A 21,286-nucleotide genomic window follows, 5' to 3' on the forward strand; every position below is an offset into this window, starting at 1 on the left:
AATTGAACGCCTACCCTGTTTATCCATTTCCACTGGATGGGGTAGTTGATCCCGGGGATGTTGACGCATCCCGGGGATTTTTTCCATTAGTTTTTCCTCATAGGCAAATTAGCGTTGAATTTGAGAATTATTAAAGGTTATATAAACCCGGTCTCCATCGATTTGATAGGAAAATCCGGCGGCATAGCTCAAGCCTTTCATCACATTTTGAAGGGTTTCATCCTGAAATCTCCCCTTAAAGGATATCTTGTTCTCAGGCTGGTTTACAAAATGGAACTTCACCCCATACCAATTCTCCAATACCCTTACTGCTTTGGGTAAAGGTGTATGTTCAAATAGAATCAATTTCTTGGTCCAGCCCACTACACTTTCTTCATCAAAAGCCTTTACCATAAATCCTCTGGAATTATATTTTAACATTTCTCCAGGAGACAAGGTGGTTCCTTTATTGTCTGACTTATCATTTGCAACCTTATCCTGGACGATTACCTTTCCAGAAACCAAGGCTACATTGCAAAATCCATCCGTATATGCTTCCACATTGAAAGAGGTTCCTAAAGCTATGGTCTCTAGCCCACCGGAGTGCACTGAAAATACTCTCATTGAGTCTTTGGCAATTTCAAAATAGGCTTCACCCTCCAAAAAAACTTCTCTTCTGTCCTGATCAAATGGTTTTGGAAAAGTAAGTTTACTATTGGCATTGAGTATCACTTTACTTCCATCTCCTAGCGTGATATGGGCTTTTACCCCTGGAGGGGTAACCCGCTCTACAAAAGCTACGGCTGGTTCCTCCACATCGGTCTCATCTCCGGGTAGGGGCATCAAAAAATACCCCAAGCCTAAGACTATAATCAATATAATGGCCACCCTTAACCATGTATAATCATCGTTTTTACGGATCCTCCTCTTTTCAAGTGTGCTCTTGGAATGGATGGGCACCACTGGAATTTCTACTTGTTCCTCCTTGAGGTTATAATGGATTTGTTTCCAAAGCAAAGTTTTCTCTTCTGTTTGAAATTGATGCTTCCATTGTGGCAAATGCAAAAGCATCTCCCTAGCTAACCTTACTTGTTGCCTTTTCCCAGGATTCTCCTCGATTAGTTTCTCCCATTTGATGTTTAATGTGGCGTTTGGCCTTAACACCCATTCTCTAAAAGAACTGTCAAGAAGGAAATCCTCAGTAGTATAATTGGTTATATCCATAGTATCACAAACTATCTACTACGAGAGAAAAATAGTCAAATTCTATCCTTCATTTGGCAAAAAAAAATAAAATTTATGTTATTAAGAAAAAACATTGTTTGTATTTATGGATTTAGTAAAAAAAATGAATGTATTCTAAAAAAATTGAAACAGACAAAATAAAGCAACTCCTTTGGAGTAATGTTTTTTTAGACGGTTAAGCGCTTTCCACGCCAACGTATATACTGATTGCACATTTATGCCCATTATATCGGATGTTTGCTCATAGGTGAAGCTCTCAAAAAACAAATACTGAATCACTTCCTTCTGTCGATCCGGCAATTTTCTAAGCGCATCTGCCATTGCCTCTTGTTTTTCCAATTCGATTTGGGAAGCAATGAGATTTGTCTCTTCGGCCTCCACTTGCAGTTGGCCGTTATGTACGGGGACATCCTCAATTGGTTTAATCAAGCGAATTTTTGCCGATTCGTGAAAAATCCTGTTTCTCAAACACTTAAAAAGGTAGAGTCGGAAATTCCTTATGGAGTTTAAAGAGGACCTATATCTCCAGAGCTCTAAAAACACTTCTTGTATACAGTCCTTGACAAGTTCTTTTTCCGAAACAACATTCATTCCAAAGGAAAAGAGTTCTTCTGCGTATTTCTCGTAAAATCTTTCGAGACCTTTTGGGTCCCCTGCTTTAATGATTTGCCAAAAAAGTTGATCTTCAGTGCAAAATGCCTCCTCAGAAATTGTTTGATCTGCCTTACTGTTCATCATTTTGGGTTTTTATGGCAGAAAAGTAAAACTTTTGGTTTTAATTACAAATATAAATTATAATTAAAGTAGAGGGGTCGGTATAGGTAATATTTAAGCGGTGAATTTAAGGCTTTTCAGGAAGTTTATTTGTAAATAAAACACCTTACTTCCTCCAATCCACTTTCAGGGTTTCCAATTCCGCAGAATTTGGCCCTACCATGATTTCAAACTCCCCAGGCTCCCATACATGCTCCAATTTATAATTGTAAAATTTTAACTCATCCAACCCAATTTCAAAAAGTACCTCCTTTTCTTCTCCTGCATTTAGGGAAATTTTTTGAAAGGCCTTTAATTCCTTTACCGGTCGCGTGATGGATGCCACCACATCCCTGATATAGAGCTGCACTACCTCTTTTCCATCTCTATCACCTTGGTTTCGCACAGCTACCTTCACTTTGATCTTTTGATCACCAGAGGGCTTAAGGTCGCTGACCTCCAGCTTCCCGTATTCAAATTGGGTATAGCTGAGCCCAAACCCAAAAGGAAATAAGGCTTCATTGGGCACATCGAGATAGTTGGATCGGAATTTCTGAAACCATTCCCCTTCCGGTAAAGGCCTGCCAGTGTTTTTATGGTTATAATAGATGGGAATCTGGCCGGTGTTTCTGGGGAATGAGGTTGTCAATTTGCCAGAAGGATTTACGTCACCAAAAAGCACATCGGCAATGGCATCGCCTGCTTCCGAGCCGGCAAACCAAACATTCAGTATCGCCGGTAGATGCACTGCTTCCCATTCCAAGGCCAATGGCCTGCCAGAAAATAATACCAAGATCACAGGTTTTCCAGTGGCATGGAGAGCCTGTAATAAATCCCTTTGATTAGTCTGCAATTCTATGTTGGTTAGACTGGATGATTCTCCGCTCATTTCCGCCGCCTCTCCCATTGCCGCAATGACCACATCAGCTCCCTTTGCTATTTCCACGGCTTCCTGGATCAATTCCTCTTCCGGCCTTTCGTCCCTGTAGGTGGGTTTCCCGAATATGCTTACCCTTTCTTCCAGGTCAGGATCCCTTGTCACATTGGCTCCTCTGGCCAATAGAATTTCTCCCATATCGCCTAGGGCATTTTCCAATCCCTTTTTTAGCGACACGGATTGATCAAAATTTGCCGCCACGCTCCATGTTCCTGTCATGTTCTCCCGGTTATCCGCCAAAGGACCCACCAGGGCAATTTTGGCGGATTTTTGTAAGGGCAGTATGTTTTCTTCGTTTTTCATTAAGACCAAACTTTGAGCGGCAATATCCCTGGCAGCTTTTCTATTGGTTTCAGAGAAAACTTCTCTTTCCGCCCATCCCGGCTTACAGTATCTATAAGGGTCTTCAAAAAGCCCTAACCTGGATTTTGCCACCAAGATCCTTTTGCAGGCCTCTTCGATTTCAGATTTGGTGATTTTGCCTTCTTCCAATGATTTTCTCAAAGTAGTTAAAAAGCCCTCCCCCACCATGTCCATGTCCACACCGGCTTTCAACGCCAAGGCAGAAACCGCCTGAAGGTCTCCTACCCCATGATCCACCATCTCATTGATGGCGGTATAATCCGTGACCACAAATCCGTCAAATCCCCACTGGTTTCTCAATACTTCGGTCATCAACCATTTATTGCCACTGGCAGGGATACCCTCCACATCGTTAAAAGCTGTCATCACTGACCCCACACCTGCCTCAATGGCCGCCTGGTAAGGCAAAAAGTATTCGTTGTACATACGTATCCTACTCATATCTACTGTATGATAATCCCTACCTGCCTCAGGTGCTCCGTATAAGGCAAAGTGCTTCACACAGGCCAAAATGGTCTCCTCTTCCGAAAGATCTTCTCCCTGGTACCCTCTCACCATGGCTTTGGCAATTTCTGCCCCTAAGTAAGGATCCTCTCCATTGCCCTCAGACACCCTACCCCACCTGGGATCCCTGGATACATCGGTCATAGGAGAGAACGTCCAATTAATGCCATCTGCACTTGCCTCCCTGGCAGCTATTCTTGCAGACCTTTCCACCAGATCCATGTCCCAAGAACAGGATAGTCCCAGGGGAATGGGAAACACACTCTCATAACCATGGATTACATCCATCCCAAATAAAAGGGGAATACCCAAGCGACTTTCTTCCACGGCAAGTCGTTGAACCTCCATGATCTTTTTCGCACCTTTTAAATTGAATAGACCCCCTACCTGCCCGGCTTGAATTTTTTCAGCAATATTAGCACTGGAGGCCTGACCTGTGGTGATCTCCCCTGCCGCGGGTAAATTCAATTGCCCGATTTTTTCCTCCAATGTCATCAAGGAAATAATGGAATCAGCTCTCCTGTCATGCTTTTCATCAATGTGTTGAGCAAGGGCGCCTCCAGAGAATAATGTGCCTAAAACAAGCGCAAATAGAAGATGGGTTTTCATCGCTTTTGGGGTTTTGGTTAAAGAAATATAATGAATGTTAGAGGCTGATGATATTCCGTTTTCATTGAAAGCTTCTATGGTAAAATAATATTCTTGGCCCACATTCAGGCTTCTGAGATCAAGTTCGGTTTGGCCATAGACCATCCAGGAGCTGTATAATTTTTCCAGGTCTATTCCACAACGGATCATGCTGTTCGTAGGGCCCTTATTCAGGAAAATAGATAAATTTGTGAAGATGGTCCCTAATTCCATGATGTACCCTTGCGCTGTGGAAACCCGCGAATTCTTAATAGTGGTAATTCAGGAATTTCCCACTTACGTTAATATTCAAAACCAAGCTTATCCAAACCTTCCTGCACCTCAGGGCAACTCATAAAAAGGTCCCAAAGCAGCCCCGAGCGATGATTTTCCATCATCACAACAATAGGGCCTTGGTCAATGGCCAGGTACCTTTGAGGGAACCAGTCCTCCGTCTCGCTAAAGGCATCGTAAAACCCAAATTTCCCGAACAATTTATCCCCCAGTTCGTCGTACCAATATCTCATTGTTTCTTTGGAATACTCAGGTGTGTAGGGCATCGAAGATAAGGCGGCTGTTGGGGTAATGACTCCCTTGTCTCTGCTTTCTGCTGGCGCATGCCCGGAATATCCATTTACCGAATAGCTTGAGGTGAGTCCCCAGCTCTGTGGGCCATATCCTTCATATCCAAGCGGGTTTTCAACGCACCAAGCCCGGTTGATCAAGGTATGGTTGGTATTATGCTCCCAGTAATCTGCATACTCATCCTTGAGAGTTCGGGGATCTAAACCCAAATAGGAATAATGTGCCCAGAATAAGGGTCCCCCCTTCTCTGGATTGCCATTATGCACCATGGAAAGGTGATGGCCATAGGCCTCGTGGTCTTCATCATTTTTGATTTCACCTGCTCTGGCCCATCCTTGATGGTAGGTTTCTGTCGGGATTGGGTGTGTAGGTGAGGCCGCAGCCAGCACATACATGATGAGGCACTCGTTGTACCCTCTCACTTCATGGTTCATTTCCCAGCCGTAATTCGGACTCCAATGCCAGAGCAACACGTCCCGCTCATTACGGTAAAAATTGAAATCTACCGCCTTCCAAAGGTCATCAATTCGGTTTGCTAACGCTTTCTCTTCCTCATCGCCATCCCTGAGGTACTGCCTCACCGTTAATAGGCCTTGTACCATAAAGGCAGTTTCCACGAGGTCTCCTCCATCGTCTTTTTCACTGAAGGGCTTTACTTTACCCGTTTCGCCGTGCCACCAATGGGGAAAGGCACCATGAAACTTATCTGCCTTTTCTAAAAATTCCACAATTTTATTTAGACGCTCGACCCCCTCTTCTTTGCTGATAAATCCACGTTCAATCCCTACCAAGATAGCCATTACCCCAAATCCCCCACCTCCGGAGGTGACCACATTTCTGTCATCCTGGGGATATTCCCCATCCACATGGTATCGTTCCCTTGCCAGGCCGGAGGTGGGCTCCGCCCCATCCCAGAAATACTGGAAAGTCCTGTATTGAACCAGGTTAAACAAAGAATCATCCGATATCTTTCCTTCATCCTCACTACCATTTCCTACCTTTGGCTCACAGGATACAGTGACTAATAAGGCTAATGTTACAAATACTAAATAATACTTCATGAGTTTTTGCTTATGGATTGATTAATAAATTTTCCAATCCCGATTGTAGGTCAGGATCCTGCATAAACAGGTCCCAAAGAAGACCTGTCCGGTAATTTTCGATCATTAAAATAATGGGCCCTTGGTCAATGGCTAGGTAAGAATCTGCATACCATTCTTCAGTGATATTGAAGGCATCATGAAAGCCGTATTCGCCCCATATTCTGTCCCCCAATTGGTAATAGAAGAACCTTAAAGCTTCCATGGATTCCTCGGGCGTGTAAGGCATAGAGCTCAGGGCGGCGGAGGGAGTGATCACCCCCCTGTCGTTGGTAGGGGAATGTGCCGAATATCCATCCTGGTTATCGCTTGCCGTGAGCCCCCAACAACGTTCACTATACCCCACCCACCCTTGTGGGTTTTCAATGCAATGTGCCCTGTTAATCAGGGTATGGTTTACATTTTGCTCCCAGTAGTTGGCATACTGATCGGAGAGTGTTCTAGGGTCTAGGCCTAAGTAAGAATAATGGGCAAAAAACAATGGCCCACCAAATGGAGAGCCTAATGGAAGGTTGATCCCCAGGTAATTATTGCCATTGACCATATCCCCACCTCTGGCCCAGCCCTGCTCATATACAGAACGGGAAATGGAACGGGTAGGGGATCCTGCTGCCAATAGGTAAGTGATCAAGCATTCGTTGTATCCTTGAATGGGCAGATTCATTCCCCACTCATGCTCAGGGGACCAATGCCAATACAAAACTTCCCTATCTCCGCGGGTGTACCAATCCCATTCCACATCTCTCCAAAGCCTGGTAATCTTATCGATAATGTATCCCTCCGTACCTATAGTCGGATCCAGGTAAGCCTTTAGGGTAAGTAATGCCTGAATCATAAAGGAAGTCTCCACTAGGTCCCCTCCATCGTCCATTTGGCTAAATGGGATTACCTGCCCGGAATTTCCGTTGAGCCAATGGGGCCATACTCCGTGAAACCGATCGGCGTTTCCCAAAAAATCCACTATCCTTACCCACCTTTCCACTGCTTCCTTCCGGGTGATAAACCCTCTTTCTACCCCTACTATCAATGCCATCACACCAAACCCGGAGCCTCCGATGGTTACCAGATCTCCGGAGGAATTTCGTTCCCGGGCTAATCCACTGTTGGGGTGCGCAAAATCCCAGAAATAACGGAAGGTCTGTTCCTGAACCAATGTCAGTAAGTCTTCATCTGTAATAACCGGAAATTTGGGAGTCTCATCCACACTGGTATAGAACACCTGCGAAAACCCGGCAAAACCCTCCCCTCCCTGACCTAGCAGGGTCTCCGAAACGGATAGAGTGTATTTGGACAAATCCATTAACTCCCCTTCTGAACGTACGGTAACTTGTGTTTGGGTTTCGTCAAATTGAATGCCTAGGTTAGGCACTTCTTGCCCTTTGATGGAAAAAGCTTCCTGAAAAGATGAGGGTTCAATGGGGTTGGAAAATTCTAAATTGAGCCTAAATTCCAAAGGTACTTCGCTTATCCTTCCACCCGCCAATTCTTTCCCCTCTTCAATAGTAAAACCAGTCAGCGCCAAATCACCAATTTGGGTTCTGAAAGCAACGCTTTTTGGAGAAAAACTTACCCCTGATATGGTCTGCAGGTTTTCATTTATGGAAATGGTATAAACTGTGTTGGTTGAAAATGTTCCCACTTTATTTAGCACCACCCTTGTGTTGTTGGATATGAGATTGGAATTGGTTGGGATTTCTTCTTCTCCTTCTAGCAACCTAATCCCTCCTGCCACACTTGAAGGGTCCAATGCCTGTGAAAATGCCAGGGTTATTGACCTATCAATGGGCAAATTGGCAGACATCTCTCCCTCAATTTCAAGCTCCTGTTCCCCTACGATAATTTGAAGTAAGGCTGGGGTCACCCATTCTTCCTCCCTTTCACAGGCAGCGAAAAGTATTAGAAAGCCAAAAGAAAATAACAAAAAGGGATATTTCATAAAGTAGGCTTTAAAGAAGTAAGATGGGATATGACTCTCCATATCCCATCTTGGGGTGTGTAATTAGAATTACATGCCCAGTTGTGAAAATCCTGAACATTTAAGCAACCTAACTCATTGCCTTTCGGCCTCCATGATATCTTGAATTTCCTCTTGAGTTAGGACAACGTCAAAGATCCTAAGTTCATCCATTAAGCTTTGGGTAGAAAGGTGACCCCACCCAATAAACCTAGGAGCACCAGATCCGACAGAAAGGATATCACATCCCTCCCAGTCTATTCCTGGAAACTCGCCCGTACTTACCACCTCTCCATTGATATAAACGGTACAGTTAGTACTACCGATTGTGATCGCAAGGTGGGCCCACTCATCCGAAGAAGGATCGATATCTGCTGCAGGACCACCGTCAAACCAGTTTTCTCCAGAACCATTGCCCACGTTCAGCTTAAAACGTTGGTTATCTCCTCCTGCTTCCCTGAAAAACCTAAATCCACGGGTTCTGTTATTGGCAGACCCAGGGTTGGCTTCGTCGGGAGGGCCCATAACCAGAAGTCCTGCCCTGTTGGGGTCTGCATTGGTCTTGTACCAAAAAACTGCACTAAATTCCTCGTTTTGCAAATGTTCCGCTTCGTACATCAAATATCCACTACTGGAACCCCTATAGGCTCTGCCGATCTTTCCATCTGCAAAACCCGGGTTCCCATTCACTTCCGGACTTTGTATGGTAACCAATTCCGTAAAATCTCCGTCAAAGTTTACATAAAAGACCTCATTTTCATAGACTGGCCGATACGGCTCTATCTTCTCAAAGCTCACGGATTCTTCGGTGGTTTTTCCAGATGAGTCCGTTGCAATTACGGTCAGGGTATGCTCACCATTGGGCACTTCCTCAAACCGATATTGCTTTAGGGCTCTTCGAAAATCCGGGAAATCATCAAATCGCGCAATTTCTTCCCCATTGAAGAGTAGTATAACGTTTTCTATCTCAATGTCATCTGTCACTTCCAGGTCAATAGTAATGGAAGTCACATCTTCTACTACCCTGATCTGTGCACCTTCTACAGGGGAGTTAATGGTTACCTCTGGGGCTTCCATGTCTTCACCAGGGTCCACGGTTTCAATATCGTCGATGTAGTTCTGGTCGCAGGCCCAGAAGAGCACTAAAAGGCCTGCTATTAAACTGATTTTTTTCATTGTTTAGTGATTTTTTTTCAACGGTAACATAGCTTATATCGCAGGATATTGTTCACTCCTACATGCACATCGTGTCTCATGCCTTATTTTTTCTTATCTTTCTCATTCATTGGTTTCTGGCTTCTGCCGCTTCCCTTATTTGAGGAATGATGTCCTGTTGTTCCAATGGGTAAGGAAGGAACCTATGATTTTGAAGATTAAAGTTTCTTCCTTCATAGTTCAACTCTTCCGTTCTATTGTGCCGGATAAGGTCATTGAACCTGACCCCCCACTCCATTCCAAACTCCGCAAATTTTTCATCCAAGACCACGTCAAGGTCCACCACCGGTGCCGGGTCCAATCCTGCCCTAGCCCTCACGGCATTTACTGCTTCTTCTGCAGATAATACAGCACTACCTGCGCCACTTACCTGGGCTTCGGCATGCATGAGCAGGATCTCGGCGTATCGAATGGCTGTAAAATTCTTGTTTTCACCATAGGTGAAGCGCCCGGGTGTTAATTGAACAGAAGGCAAATAGTGCTTTCCACTCAAGAAATTATACCTGGGATGGTTATTGAATTGGTCGCCGTCCCTGGTGATATTGGAAATCCAAGCGGGCAATTCCGCAAAATCCGGATCAGATCTGATCTCGTTCATTCCATCCGGGGTGAAAAGGACAGAAGTTTCCAATCTGATCCTCTCCCCTCTATCCAACATGAATTTGATGTATTTTGTGGTGGGCTCCCAAAAACCCCAACCGCCGCCGGCACCGGACACAGCGGGAGTCCAAAGGGCTGGGCCATAAAAGTTCCAGTTGAATCTGGTAACGGTTCCACTTGCCTGACCAAAGTCCGAGTATTGCATTTCCAGGATATTTTCCCGGTCAAGCTTTCCTGGTATTTTAAAAAGGTTGTAGAAATCATCCTTGAGTTCAAACATTCCACTGGAAATGATCTCATCGGTGGCCGCCACCACCACAGGATAATTCTGCAACTCCAAATTAGCCATGGCTTTTACAGCCAATGCAGTATATCGTGTAATACCACCTGTCACATCAGACCTATCCGCGGGATGCACCGCAGGAAGAAATGGGATCGCCTCGTCCATATAGCCGGAGATATACTCTAGCACCTCAGAAAATTCAGAAACTTGCACATTGAACAAATGGCTGGGCTGCGACTCTAAAGGGATCAAGATGGCTCCCCATAGCCTGGCAAGTTGAAGCATTTTAAACCCTTGCATTACCTTGATCTCGGCAATATATTGCTGGGCGTTTGCCTCGCTGGCTCCTGCCTCCTGGTACTTTTCTATTTCTTCAATGGCCCCGTGCCAATACAATAAGTCAGAGTAAAGGTTAAGCCACACCGAGTTGTACATCCAAAAATTCCGGTCATATCGGAATTCATCGGTTTCTATCAACGGAAATTGATCTCCTGCGGCATTCACATCGTCCCCTCTCACACCCAATATCGGATGGGTTTCCCATTGCATGCCGTACAATTGCGCATAGGATCCGTAAAGTAGCAATACCATATTCTGTGATTCAGAATAATCCGTTCCCTCTACCAGAAATTGGTTCTCAAGGGGTTCGTCCAGGGCGTCCACACAAGCGCCCAATAAAGTGGCGACGAACGTTAGGATGAGTAAATTATAGATATATTTAAATGGTTTCATTTTCTCCAAATTTAGAATTTCACATTTAGGCCAAGGGTGTATATTGCAGGTATAGGATACACTTGACGATCTATTCCATTGGGCACCTCTGGGTTGAAGCCATTGTAGTCAAAGACTGTCAAAGGTCTTTCCGCAGTAAGCGTAAGGGCAGTATTGGGCATATTTACCCCGAAAAGCTGTCTGTCCAGAAAGGAATAGGTCAATCTCACATTTTGAATCCTCCAATAAGAACCATCTTCTATGAAATAGCTACTTAGATTTTGGTTCCAACCTCTTCTCAACCCGGATGCTGAGGGGTAGCTATCCGAAGTACCCTCCCCCCTCCATAGGTTATTGGCAAGATCCGCATCAATATTGGTATCGTTGGTGAAAATGATTTCTCCACGCTTTCTGTTCAGAATGCTGTACCCTGCCTGACCTTGAAAAAGTGCCGAAAAATCCCAGTTTCTAAAAGTAAAACCCATGTTAAATCCATAGGTAAGGGAGGGTAAAAATGACCCTAACACCACCCTGTCCTCATCATTAATCACGCCATCACCATTCTGATCCCTGAAAATCAAATCTCCTGGCTGTAGGTTATTATCATTGATAAACTCCTGGGTGTAACCGCTGTTCTGAATCTGTTCCTCATTTTGAAAAACCCCATCGACTTCATATCCGAAGAAGGCCTGAAAGGGCTGACCAATTATAGATCTCTGCCTGAATTCCGCAGAGCCAGCATCCAATCCCTCTGCTCCCCCAAGTCCCAACACCTGGTTGTTCAGGGTAGCAATATTACCTCCTATATAGTAGGAGAAATCCTGGGTAATATTATCCTCCCAATTCAAAGTTAACTCCAGGCCCTGGTTTCTGATTTCCCCTACACTTCTCCTCTCGCTTGCCCTGATCACTGGTGGGATGATGCTCACCGCCAAATTCCTGGTATCCCGAATAAAATAGTCGGCTTCTAGGGACAACCTATTTCCGAATAACCGGGCATTTACTCCGATGTTTGTTTCAACGGTAGTTTCCCACCTGTCTATCAAATCAAAAGTGGGGTTTAACCTCCTGCCAAATACCAAGACATCATTAATGGCAGCAGAAGTCTCTACCAAGGTAGGAGCTCCCACAGAGGGGTTAATGCCATCATTACCAAGTTGGCCCCAAGAACCGCGAATTTTGAGAAAGTCTACAAACCCGGAATTGAAAAAATTCTCTTCAGAAACCACCCATCCTGCACCGAAGGTGGCGAAGTTACCCCAAGTTTGCTGAAACTTATTGTTGCCGTCCCTTCTGAAGGTACCGTAAAGCAGGTAGCGGTCATCGAAGTTATATGCAACCCTGGAAAAATAGGAAAGGAAAAACAATCTGTTCCCACCATCTCCAATAGCATTCAGGTCAAAGTCCGTAGAATTTGACAAGTACCAGAATTGTTCCGCATTACGGAGAGGAGCAGGGTTCAGGTTGGTGCCCCGGGCAAACAATCTCTCATTGGTCTCGCTTCTGTAAGATTGACCAACAACAACTGTTAGATTGTGCCTGTCAAAATTCTCCTGATACGTAAGGAAATTGTCCAAAATCTGGTCAAACCTGTTGAAGGTTTCTCTCCTCAGTCCGGATTGGAATTCCGTCACACCATCATTGTACTCCAGGTTGGTATTTCGCATATTGATGCTTTCCAGGTTATAGTTGAACTGTGTCCTGAAAGTCAGTTTATTGGGGATCACTTCCGCTTCGGCATAGAAGTTTCCCAACACCTTATTGATGTTGTTGCGGCGGTCATTATACAGTAAGGGATAAAAGGGGTTTTGGTTTCCCCTGTAACCTAGCTGTTGGGCATTGGAGAGCCTTACAGGCCTGGCATTTGCATTTTGCTCATCATACACCGGCAAGAAAGGCACTGCGAAATAGGAACGAAACCATGCTCCATCGTCCCCATTAAACTGCTGAGCGGTACTAATATTAAGGTTGCCTCCAATGGTTAACCAATCCCGTACATCGGTGTCAATTTTGACACGGAAGTTTAGGCGCTTATAGTCATTTCGGGTTTGATCCATCAGGCCTTTCTGATCAAAATAACTCCCGCCCACTGAGTACCTGGTTTTGTCATTCCCGCCATTGAACGTCAAAGTGTGGTTTTGGATCGAGGAAGGGCTCATCATTTCTGCATACCAATCGGTATTTACATCCGGTATATTGGGATCAATCCTACTTCGGCCAAACCTTTGCATGGCATTTTGAACAAAGGCTATATCCGCTGCCGAACCTGTCTCGTTGATATACTGAACAAATTGTTGAGTATTGGCCATTTGAAGCACGTTTTGGGGGTTTTGGAAGCCATAATAGCCATCGTAAATGATCTCTGGTTCTTGATCATAACTTCCCGACTTGGTCTCTATAACCACTACACCATTGGCAGCCCTTACCCCATATATTGCAGAGGCCGAGGCATCTTTCAATACATTGATAGTCTCTATATCATTTGGGTTAAGAAAATCGATGTTTTCAAAAAACATTCCATCCACAACATATAAAGGAGCCGCCCCACCTTCAAAGGAACCAACACCCCTAACTCTAACTGTGGGCGCAGCGCCAGGTGCACCACTACTTACAATTTGAACACCAGCTACCCGGCCCTGTAATGCCTGCATAGCCTGGGCATTTGGGGTTTTGATAATATCCTCATTTCTAATCGTGGCGATGGCAGAGGTGAGGTCTTTTTCCCGCTGGGTACCGTAGCCCACCACAACTACTTCATCCAAAGCCTGGGTGTCCTCCTCCAGTTGGACATTTATGGTGCTTGCATTCCCTACTTGCCTGCTCACTCGTGTAAAGCCAACAAAGGAAAACACCAATACATCCTCCGAACCCACCTCAATGGAAAAGTTACCGTCTATGTCGGTAACTGTACCGGTAGAGGTGCCATCAATTACTACAGTGACTCCTGGAAATGGCTCACCGTCTGCATCTGTGACCGTTCCGGTCACTACTTCCTGCTGGGCCATTGCTCCCGTGTACACCACGAAAAAAAGGGCCATAAGCAGTAATGTTAACTTTTGGTTAGGGAATCTGAGCCTTTGCTTGGCTCTCCCATTGGGTAGTTTGTCTCTCATATTTATGGTTAGTTTTAAATAAAAAACAACAAGAAAATTGTACCTCAATCAAGCTGGTTTGTCGATTTATCGAATTTACCTTTAATAACAGATAAACATTAAAATGGTCTTAAAATATCTTAAAAAAATTTAACTAAAATATTAAAATAAAGATGGTTTTTTCCCGCTTGGATATCACTCAAAAACCTGCATTTAGGATTAAATAGAAGTAATTTAACATTTTAATCCCACTTAATTACTAACCTAATTTTCCTCAAAAAAATTGGATTCGTGGAAATTTAAAAAGGTAGTAATAAATGCTAGAAGGGACTGTTTTAAAAACTAAATGCATGGAAAAATTGCCAAAAATCCAATGCTTATAATTAATACCTTATTCTATTAAAATTAATATTCAATTAATCAACATCAGCCTAAAAAAACACTCTACATAAAAGAATGTTTTCCAGTTTTCAAAAAGTAGCCTAAAATAAAAGTCATACCACCTATGAAACCAGAAAACATAGCAAAAAGTGTATACCTTTTCCCCACAAAATGCCTATTCCCGTTGGGGCTCTATCTCCACTATCAACTCGTGCCACTGAGGAAAGGGAAGGCCTCTGGCCTCCATCTGGGTTTTAACCTTCTTCCTGAAACTCCAAACCGTGTTTTTCCTTAGGTCCAGGGTTTCTGAAAGCTCTTCCAAGGTATGATGTTCTTGGGCCGAAATAAGGGAATAGGTAATATAAAAAGCTTTTTCAAGGGGAAATCTCACCCCATGGAAAATGGTACCAGCCGTTACGGATTCTATATGCCCACATTTAGAGCAACGACGAGTAAACAATTTCGGCCCTTTACCTGCCTTGTCGTTACCACAATGCCTACAAGAAAACCCGTCTTCCCATTTTAATTGCTCCAAATACCTGCAACAAGCTGCTTTGTTGGGGAAAAGTTCTTTGAATTCGCCATAAGTCATTTCCTTATTGTCCAATCTTGCTTGAAAAGAGGCCTTAATGGAACTCTTTAGCTTCCAATTGTCCTTGTCCAGGAATGAGTTGATCCGTTGTATTTCTTCATCCTTTTCCCTAAGCTGGGCATTGAATGCTTCGAGTAATTGGTTTTTCCTCTCCAGTTCCCTAGTTCTTGTCTGTACCTTGCTTTCCAGTTCAGCATTGACTTTTTCTTTTAATGCCACATTGATTTTGTATTGTTCTAAAGACCTTCTTAGGGCTTTGTCCCGAATTTGCTTCATGATTTTAATACGGTCACCCAAAGCCAAGGAAAGCAGGACCATTTCAATCAGGAATGCAATGTGAAGGCTGTAATAAACCAGGGTGTTGTGTTCTATAATAGCAGTATTGGCTAAAACCTTAATTACCGCACCCACAAACAATACACCGTAAGCACCTACAAAAAGCCGGGCACTTTTATACCCCTTTACATAGACAAAAATACTGGTGGCAAAAATGAGTAGGAAAGGAACGATATCAATGTGAGAAATCTCAAAAAAGCGCACATCGTAAAATACCCCAACCAAGAAGACAACAACTTTTGCCGCTAAAGAAATCAGGAGTAGGTAGTGAAACAATGGGGATTTATAGCGGGTGTTTAAAAACCGAATAGTAAAGAGTATTGCCCAAGTAATCACTGACAACTTGAAAATGCCATTTGCGTACATATTAAACTCTGGCACATTTGGCCAAAAATACTGGAAACCTATACCATCCAGACTCATGGCAAATAAGCCAGCGCTGCAAAGATAGAAAATGTAGTACAAGTACTTCATTTCTCTCACAGCCATGAAGGTTACTAAGTTATAGAGTGAAATGATCAAAATCATCCCATAAAAAATCCCATAAAGGAAATACTCATTCAGGGCATAAAACAGTAATCGGTCATAGGAACGGACGGCAATTCTAATGTCTGCCTTTTGTGAAGATCTAATTTTAAAATAGTAGGTATCCATCCCCTCCTGCTGGTTCGATATCTTGATTTGGAAATTTTTGTGCGCAAATTCCCTTAGCCCAAAACTCTGCCCATCCCCTAAATTTTTCACTTCAAAACCTTTTCCTAATTCCCTAGGAATATAGGCCTCGATTTGATCAATACTCTGATCATAAAATTCAAAAAGCCAAAGTTTTTCACTTTCAGGGTTCTTTTGGATTTGAAGCTTTACCCAGTAGGTGGAGCGAGTGTCTACCTGGCTTTTACTATAGAGGGGATTTAGTTGAAAAAGGTGTTGGAAATTTTCATCAGCCACTTCCTCGATGGTCAATTCACCAGGAATGTCTTCGTAAAACTCCAATTGAGAAATGGAGAAAATCCGTTCCTCCTTGCTGTCGTTGAGTATAATCGGTGAGCTGGCAAAACTATTTTCAGTAATAATAATGCAGGCACATAAAAATGCCAGATTAATTGTAAAAGGTTTCATGTTGGGTATCCGATTGGCTCCCACAAAAATAGGGTATTGCCACAAGTATACCCAACCTATGCATTCAGGACTAGGGTAGGAAGTAGAGGTTTCTCCTATTTATCCCAATATTTCCTGATTTTTTGCTTCAAAAAGCTCACACTTCTTTCCAATTGATCCATGCCATCTACCCCATCTTCAATACTGATCCAGCCGTCAAAGCCTTTGCTCTTCAATTCTGAGAAGATAGCATCGTAATCATTCAATCCTTTTCCGATTTCACCATGGCTTAGCCTTTTGGCATAACCTACTGCCCCATCTTCCTCTTTTTTCAGGTCTTCAATAGTGCCGGATTTCAGGTACCTGTCACTGGCATGCATGGTGACCACGCGATGGGAGATTCTCCCTAACAGTTCCAATGGGTCTTCTCCTGCCAGGAAAGTATTGCTGGGATCATAATTCACCCCGAAGTTTGGGTGATGGATTTGATCCACCAATTGGCAAAATACATCCATTTTCTGCGCAAATTCCGGATATTCCCAAAAGTCGTCCTTATAGTGGTTTTCTATGATAAGTGTTATGCCCCGCTCTTTTGCATAGGGTATGCAGGCCATTATGGCATCCGCTGCAAGTTTCACTCCCTCATCCAGGGTTAGTTCAGGTCTGCGCTGCCCACTCAAAACCCTGCAGTATTGCCCCCCTAGGGCATGTGTCATGTCTATCCAGTACTTTTGCTTTTTTATCTCCTTTTCTCTAAATGAGGCATCTGGGTGGGTAAAGTCAGGAGAACAGCACATCATGGGTATGGATTTCCCGTTATCCTCCACCATTTTTCTGAACTCTGGCCACATGGACTTATCCTCCATTTCCAGAAAACCGGCGTACCATTCCAATCCCATTACATCCAATTTGGAGGCCAAGTTGATCCATTCTTCCAACTTCATGGTTCCATCTTTACAAAGAGCCTGCATATAGGCCTTTGGAAACGCAGCTAATTTGGGCATTTTATCAATTTTATTTTAGGTTTTTTATATGAACTCATTTTATAGTACTGGTGTCCTTCGGAGGATTCCTTCCTATCATTGGATGCTGTTCCAACTCCATTATTTGGCCACTTATGGGCCCTGACTCCTCGGAAAGCCAAAAAATAGCACCTGCAGCTATTTCTCGCGGGAAAATAATCCGACCTGCGGGAGCAAACATGGCAGGAAGTCCCTCGTACCAGTTTTCCGAAAGACCATGCTCTTTCTTCCTCTTTATTTCTGTCTCCGTCAACACCCAACCAGGATTAATTTGATTTACCCTCACCTGGAAATCCCTGAAAAGTACATCCCCAAGATTTCGCGTCATGGTCATTAGCGCGCCCTTGGACATACTATACCCCAACAAATTGGGTTCACCAGACCAGGCGTTTACTGATCCTATATTAAGGATAGATCCTTTGGTTTTTTTTAAGTGGGGCAATGCCGCTTTTATGAGTAACAATGGTGCAAGGGTGTTTATGGAAAGCACCTTTTCCATAAAGGGCCTATCGGAGTTTTCTATCGTGGAGGCAGGCACCCAGGCAGCGTTGTTTACCAAGGCATCAATCTTTCCGTATTTTTTCAAACAGACCTCTACTACAGCTTCAATAGTGGTATCAAAGGACAGGTCTCCAGTATAGGCAAGGGCGCACTGCTCTCCCAATTCCTTTACGGTTTGTTGAGCCCAATCCTCCTCTAGACCATGAATAAGCACCTTGGCTCCTTCTTCCACACATCTTTTGGCTATGGCCTTTCCTATTCCCGTGGTACTTCCTGTTACTATGACCACCTTATCCTGGAGTCGCATATCAGACAGGTTTCAAAACACTTTTCACCACCTCTCCATGATGCATCTTTTCAAAAGCCTCTTTCCAAGAGGTAATAGGCCAAACCCCACCGATAATGGGTTTTACGTCCAATGTCCCTGCCGCCATCATGGCTATAACTTTCTCCCAAATGGGCCAATTGTGACTGAAACTCCCCTGCAGCCTTACATTCTTTTGAACGATGGGATCCAAAGAAAAGTCGCAGGGTTGTTTTCCCCACCCCACTTTGGTGATTTGTCCGTTGGGTCTTACCCAATCCATGGCTAGCTTGAGAGTGGAGCTGTGACCAGCCGCATCTATGATCAGTTCTGCCCCTAGGCCATCCTTATTTCTGGCCCAGTCAGAGGCATCACCCACAATTCCCACACACCCATAGGACTCCGCAATTTTAAGTCTGCCCTTGTCTGCCTCTAAACCCACCACTGCCACTTGAGCACCGTTTAGCCTTGCCATAACTGCACACAACATGCCAATGGTTCCGGGGCCAATTACCACAACGTTGTCACCGGGCTGTAAACGAGAATTGGCCACTACCGCATTATAAGCCACACAGCAGGGTTCAGTGAGGCATGCTTCTTCAAATGGTACGTTTTCAGGAACATGGTGCAGGCACCGTGCAGGGACTTTTACATACTTGGTCATCGCCCCATTTACACCGTATCCAAATCCCTTTCGTGTGGGATCCAGGTTGTACAAGCCTACCCTGCTCATCGGGTTCAGTGGGTCTATCACGGCTGCTGTTTCACTTACCACCCTGTCACCTGACTTCCAACCCTCAACTCCGTCACCCACAGCTACCACATGGCCTCCAAATTCATGACCGAGAACCACTGGGTAATTTACTGGCCAGCTATGATCTGAAGTCCACTGGTGAAGGTCACTTCCACAGACTCCCACATTGGCCACTTCCAAAAGTACATCTGTATTTCCTATAGAAGGAAGAGGTATTTCCCTGATTTCTACCGATCCTTTCTCTTCTGCAAAGTTTACTACAGCAGGGGAGTTTTCAGCTATTGCCATCTTTCAATAAGTTTAATTTTGAGGGTTTTGTGTGAAAATTAGACATTGATATCCCCGTGGGCATGCACTGCTTCACAGATTTTCCTTAGGGAAGCTTCCAGGTTCCCGTCAGCAGTTTTAAAAGCATCTGCATCTATGGTCAATGGCGCTCCCAAGACCACCAAGGGTGCCCCGTAGGTAGGGGTGGCTATGGCTTGCTCAAGGGAAAGCCCTCCTACTGCCTGCACAGGAACACTCACTGCCTGAACAACGTCTTTTAATTGGTCTAGAGGACTTGGCATTCTTTCTCCCCTAGCTGCTATCCCCCTTCTTTCGTCATATCCTATATGATGAATCACAAAGTCACAGCCCAAATCTTCAAGGAACTTGGCTCCAGCCACCATATCCGGGCATCCGAGGTTGTCTCCCATCACTGCCACTCCATAATCCTTACCTGCTTGGACCACACACTTGATAGTTTCTTCATGGGCCCTGGCCATCACTACTACGTGGGTGGCACCTGCTTTGGCCATCATTTCAGCCTCAAGGTATCCTCCGTCCATGGTTTTCAAGTCAGCCACTATGGGGATACCAGGGAAAGCTTCCCTCATCTTCCTGACCCCATGCAACCCTTCTGCCAAAATAAGGGGGGTACCGGCTTCCAGCCAGTCTACCCCTGCACGCAGTGCCATGGAGGCAGTCTCTAATGCCTCATCGATATTTGTTAAATCCAGTGAAATCTGTACAATGGGTTTCATCAATATTGGTTTATTTGTCAATCGAAAATGATTATAAATCGGTATTCAATTATAGTACAGCAATAAAAAAAGAAAGGCCATCGATAGGCCTTTCTTTTTTTTAGGTAGTGTACACCGAGTTAAACATAACATAATCGGTGGTGAGGTCACTGCCCCAGCCCACTGCCTCTGCATTTCCTGTATTTACTTCCAGATGAATACAAATATTGGATTCCCTGAGCAATTTTTTCATGTAGTTTTTGTCAAAATCAGTAGGAGTGCCCTTTTTCAGAACTTCGATACTGTTTTCGCTATCGCCCAAGTAGAGGTTTGCCTTCTTGTAATTGAAGTTAATGCCGGCATTTCCACAGGCAGCAATAATCCTTCCCCAGTTTGGATCCCTCCCAAACATGGCTGTTTTTACCAGTACTGAATCGGAAATGGCCCTTACCAAGGTTCTGGCCGTGGTCTCCGTTTTTGCTTTTGAAACCCTATATTCTATAAATTTGGAAGCTCCTTCCCCATCCGAGACAATTAGCTTGGCAAGATAAATAAGTATTTCCATCAGTTTTTCCCTGAACTTTTCATAGAGGGGGTCATCTGTGCTTTCCACCTTTTTGTTACCAGCCAGACCATTGGCCAAAATGGCCACCATGTCATTAGTAGATGTATCTCCATCTACCGTAATCATATTAAAGGATCTCTCCACACAATATTTCAGGGCTTTTTCAAGCAGTTTTTCGTCAATGGCAATATCAGTTACCACAAAAGAAAGCATGGTGGCCATATTGGGGTGGATCATCCCTGAACCTTTGGCAATGCCTCCAATGGATATCGCTTTTCCTTCCCATTCAAATTCCACAAAACCTTCCTTTGCAAAGGTGTCCGTGGTGAGAATGGCATTGGCCACAAAAGAACCAGCTTTAGGATCATCACTCAATTTTGGAATACTGGTATGTATGCCCTCTACGACCTCCTCTGTAGGGAATTTTTCACCTATAAGCCCGGTACTGGCCACAATCACGTCTTCTTTGGGTATGCCCAATCCATCAGAAACAGCCTTTGCCATGGCTTCTGCACCCTGTTTACCCTGCTCTCCCGTACAGGCATTGGCATTGCCTGCATTGCAGACAATGACTTGAGCCCGGTTGTTCTTTAAATGCTTTTTAGTCAGCTTTATGGGTTCTGCCTGTACCTTATTTTGAGTGAATGTAGCTGCTGCTGCGGCAGGCACCTCTGAATAAATCAAGGCCAAGTCCCTTCTCATGGATTTCACTCCGGAATGGGCACCCCAAACCTTTATTCCTTTTACACCTGTAATGTTCTTTATCATAAAATATTTGTTT

At 44.2% G+C, this 21,286-nt stretch carries 14 protein-coding genes; all 14 read right to left on the bottom strand.

The features are described from left to right. Window positions 1–108: 108 nt before the first annotated feature. The 14 genes from DB520_RS09560 to argJ all read right to left on the bottom strand — a co-directional run bounded on the left by DB520_RS09560 (window position 109) and on the right by argJ (window position 21,273). On the bottom strand, window positions 109–1,203 hold the full coding sequence (locus tag DB520_RS09560) for a FecR family protein (RefSeq protein WP_114749499.1): 1,095 nt from the start codon (window positions 1,201–1,203) through the stop codon (window positions 109–111). 135 nt (window positions 1,204–1,338) lie between these two features. Next, the gene (locus tag DB520_RS09565; protein WP_157972001.1) at window positions 1,339–1,959 is read right to left on the bottom strand and encodes an RNA polymerase sigma factor; all 621 of its coding nucleotides are present in this window, start codon (window positions 1,957–1,959) and stop codon (window positions 1,339–1,341) included. A gap of 145 nt (window positions 1,960–2,104) precedes the next feature. Continuing rightward, complete coding sequence (gene bglX, locus DB520_RS09570) at window positions 2,105–4,642, bottom strand: beta-glucosidase BglX (protein ID WP_232834908.1); 2,538 nt, start codon at window positions 4,640–4,642, stop codon at window positions 2,105–2,107. Between the two features lie 68 nt (window positions 4,643–4,710). Next, a complete protein-coding gene (locus tag DB520_RS09575) occupies window positions 4,711–6,054 on the bottom strand; it encodes a glucoamylase family protein (protein ID WP_114749501.1) in 1,344 nt (447 codons plus the stop codon). Window positions 6,055–6,064: 10 nt separating this feature from the next. Beyond that, entirely contained in the window at window positions 6,065–8,029 is a 1,965-nt protein-coding gene (locus tag DB520_RS09580; RefSeq protein WP_114749502.1) for a glucoamylase family protein, read from the bottom strand. Between the two features lie 114 nt (window positions 8,030–8,143). Further along, complete coding sequence (locus DB520_RS09585; RefSeq protein ID WP_114749503.1) at window positions 8,144–9,223, bottom strand: LamG-like jellyroll fold domain-containing protein; 1,080 nt, start codon at window positions 9,221–9,223, stop codon at window positions 8,144–8,146. A gap of 106 nt (window positions 9,224–9,329) precedes the next feature. Next, complete coding sequence (locus DB520_RS09590; protein ID WP_114749504.1) at window positions 9,330–10,877, bottom strand: RagB/SusD family nutrient uptake outer membrane protein; 1,548 nt, start codon at window positions 10,875–10,877, stop codon at window positions 9,330–9,332. Window positions 10,878–10,888: 11 nt separating this feature from the next. Next, on the bottom strand, window positions 10,889–13,969 hold the full coding sequence (locus DB520_RS09595) for a SusC/RagA family TonB-linked outer membrane protein (protein WP_114749505.1): 3,081 nt from the start codon (window positions 13,967–13,969) through the stop codon (window positions 10,889–10,891). A gap of 535 nt (window positions 13,970–14,504) precedes the next feature. Beyond that, window positions 14,505–16,376 (bottom strand): 7TM diverse intracellular signaling domain-containing protein, encoded by a 1,872-nt coding sequence (locus DB520_RS09600; RefSeq protein ID WP_114749506.1) that lies wholly within the window; start codon window positions 16,374–16,376, stop codon window positions 14,505–14,507. A gap of 95 nt (window positions 16,377–16,471) precedes the next feature. After that, window positions 16,472–17,359: a sugar phosphate isomerase/epimerase family protein gene (locus tag DB520_RS09605; protein ID WP_114749507.1), complete on the bottom strand. Its 888-nt coding sequence runs from the start codon at window positions 17,357–17,359 to the stop codon at window positions 16,472–16,474. 34 nt (window positions 17,360–17,393) lie between these two features. Next, window positions 17,394–18,185: an SDR family NAD(P)-dependent oxidoreductase gene (locus tag DB520_RS09610; RefSeq protein ID WP_114749508.1), complete on the bottom strand. Its 792-nt coding sequence runs from the start codon at window positions 18,183–18,185 to the stop codon at window positions 17,394–17,396. 1 nt (window position 18,186) lies between these two features. After that, window positions 18,187–19,224, bottom strand: coding sequence for a zinc-binding dehydrogenase (locus DB520_RS09615; RefSeq protein WP_114749509.1), 1,038 nt, complete (start codon window positions 19,222–19,224; stop codon window positions 18,187–18,189). A 38-nt stretch (window positions 19,225–19,262) separates the two neighbouring features. Next, a complete protein-coding gene (locus tag DB520_RS09620; protein WP_114749510.1) occupies window positions 19,263–19,961 on the bottom strand; it encodes an orotidine 5'-phosphate decarboxylase / HUMPS family protein in 699 nt (232 codons plus the stop codon). Window positions 19,962–20,061: 100 nt separating this feature from the next. After that, complete coding sequence (gene argJ / locus DB520_RS09625; RefSeq protein ID WP_114749511.1) at window positions 20,062–21,273, bottom strand: bifunctional glutamate N-acetyltransferase/amino-acid acetyltransferase ArgJ; 1,212 nt, start codon at window positions 21,271–21,273, stop codon at window positions 20,062–20,064. Window positions 21,274–21,286: the final 13 nt, after the last annotated feature.

Source organism: Pleomorphovibrio marinus, assembly GCF_003347495.1.
In the GTDB taxonomy this organism is placed as follows: domain Bacteria; phylum Bacteroidota; class Bacteroidia; order Cytophagales; family Cyclobacteriaceae; genus Pleomorphovibrio; species Pleomorphovibrio marinus.

Excerpts from the sequence above, each read along its gene's own strand:
- DB520_RS09560 (WP_114749499.1), bottom strand. The coding sequence starts at position 1,203 with ATGGATATAACCAATTATACTACTGAGGATTTCCTTCTTGACAGTTCT.
- DB520_RS09565 (WP_157972001.1), bottom strand. The coding sequence starts at position 1,959 with ATGAACAGTAAGGCAGATCAAACAATTTCTGAGGAGGCATTTTGCACT.
- bglX (WP_232834908.1), bottom strand. The coding sequence starts at position 4,642 with ATGGAATTAGGGACCATCTTCACAAATTTATCTATTTTCCTGAATAAG.
- DB520_RS09575 (WP_114749501.1), bottom strand. The coding sequence starts at position 6,054 with ATGAAGTATTATTTAGTATTTGTAACATTAGCCTTATTAGTCACTGTA.
- DB520_RS09580 (WP_114749502.1), bottom strand. The coding sequence starts at position 8,029 with ATGAAATATCCCTTTTTGTTATTTTCTTTTGGCTTTCTAATACTTTTC.
- DB520_RS09585 (WP_114749503.1), bottom strand. The coding sequence starts at position 9,223 with ATGAAAAAAATCAGTTTAATAGCAGGCCTTTTAGTGCTCTTCTGGGCC.
- DB520_RS09590 (WP_114749504.1), bottom strand. The coding sequence starts at position 10,877 with ATGAAACCATTTAAATATATCTATAATTTACTCATCCTAACGTTCGTC.
- DB520_RS09595 (WP_114749505.1), bottom strand. The coding sequence starts at position 13,969 with ATGAGAGACAAACTACCCAATGGGAGAGCCAAGCAAAGGCTCAGATTC.
- DB520_RS09600 (WP_114749506.1), bottom strand. The coding sequence starts at position 16,376 with ATGAAACCTTTTACAATTAATCTGGCATTTTTATGTGCCTGCATTATT.
- DB520_RS09605 (WP_114749507.1), bottom strand. The coding sequence starts at position 17,359 with ATGCCCAAATTAGCTGCGTTTCCAAAGGCCTATATGCAGGCTCTTTGT.
- DB520_RS09610 (WP_114749508.1), bottom strand. The coding sequence starts at position 18,185 with ATGCGACTCCAGGATAAGGTGGTCATAGTAACAGGAAGTACCACGGGA.
- DB520_RS09615 (WP_114749509.1), bottom strand. The coding sequence starts at position 19,224 with ATGGCAATAGCTGAAAACTCCCCTGCTGTAGTAAACTTTGCAGAAGAG.
- DB520_RS09620 (WP_114749510.1), bottom strand. The coding sequence starts at position 19,961 with ATGAAACCCATTGTACAGATTTCACTGGATTTAACAAATATCGATGAG.
- argJ (WP_114749511.1), bottom strand. The coding sequence starts at position 21,273 with ATGATAAAGAACATTACAGGTGTAAAAGGAATAAAGGTTTGGGGTGCC.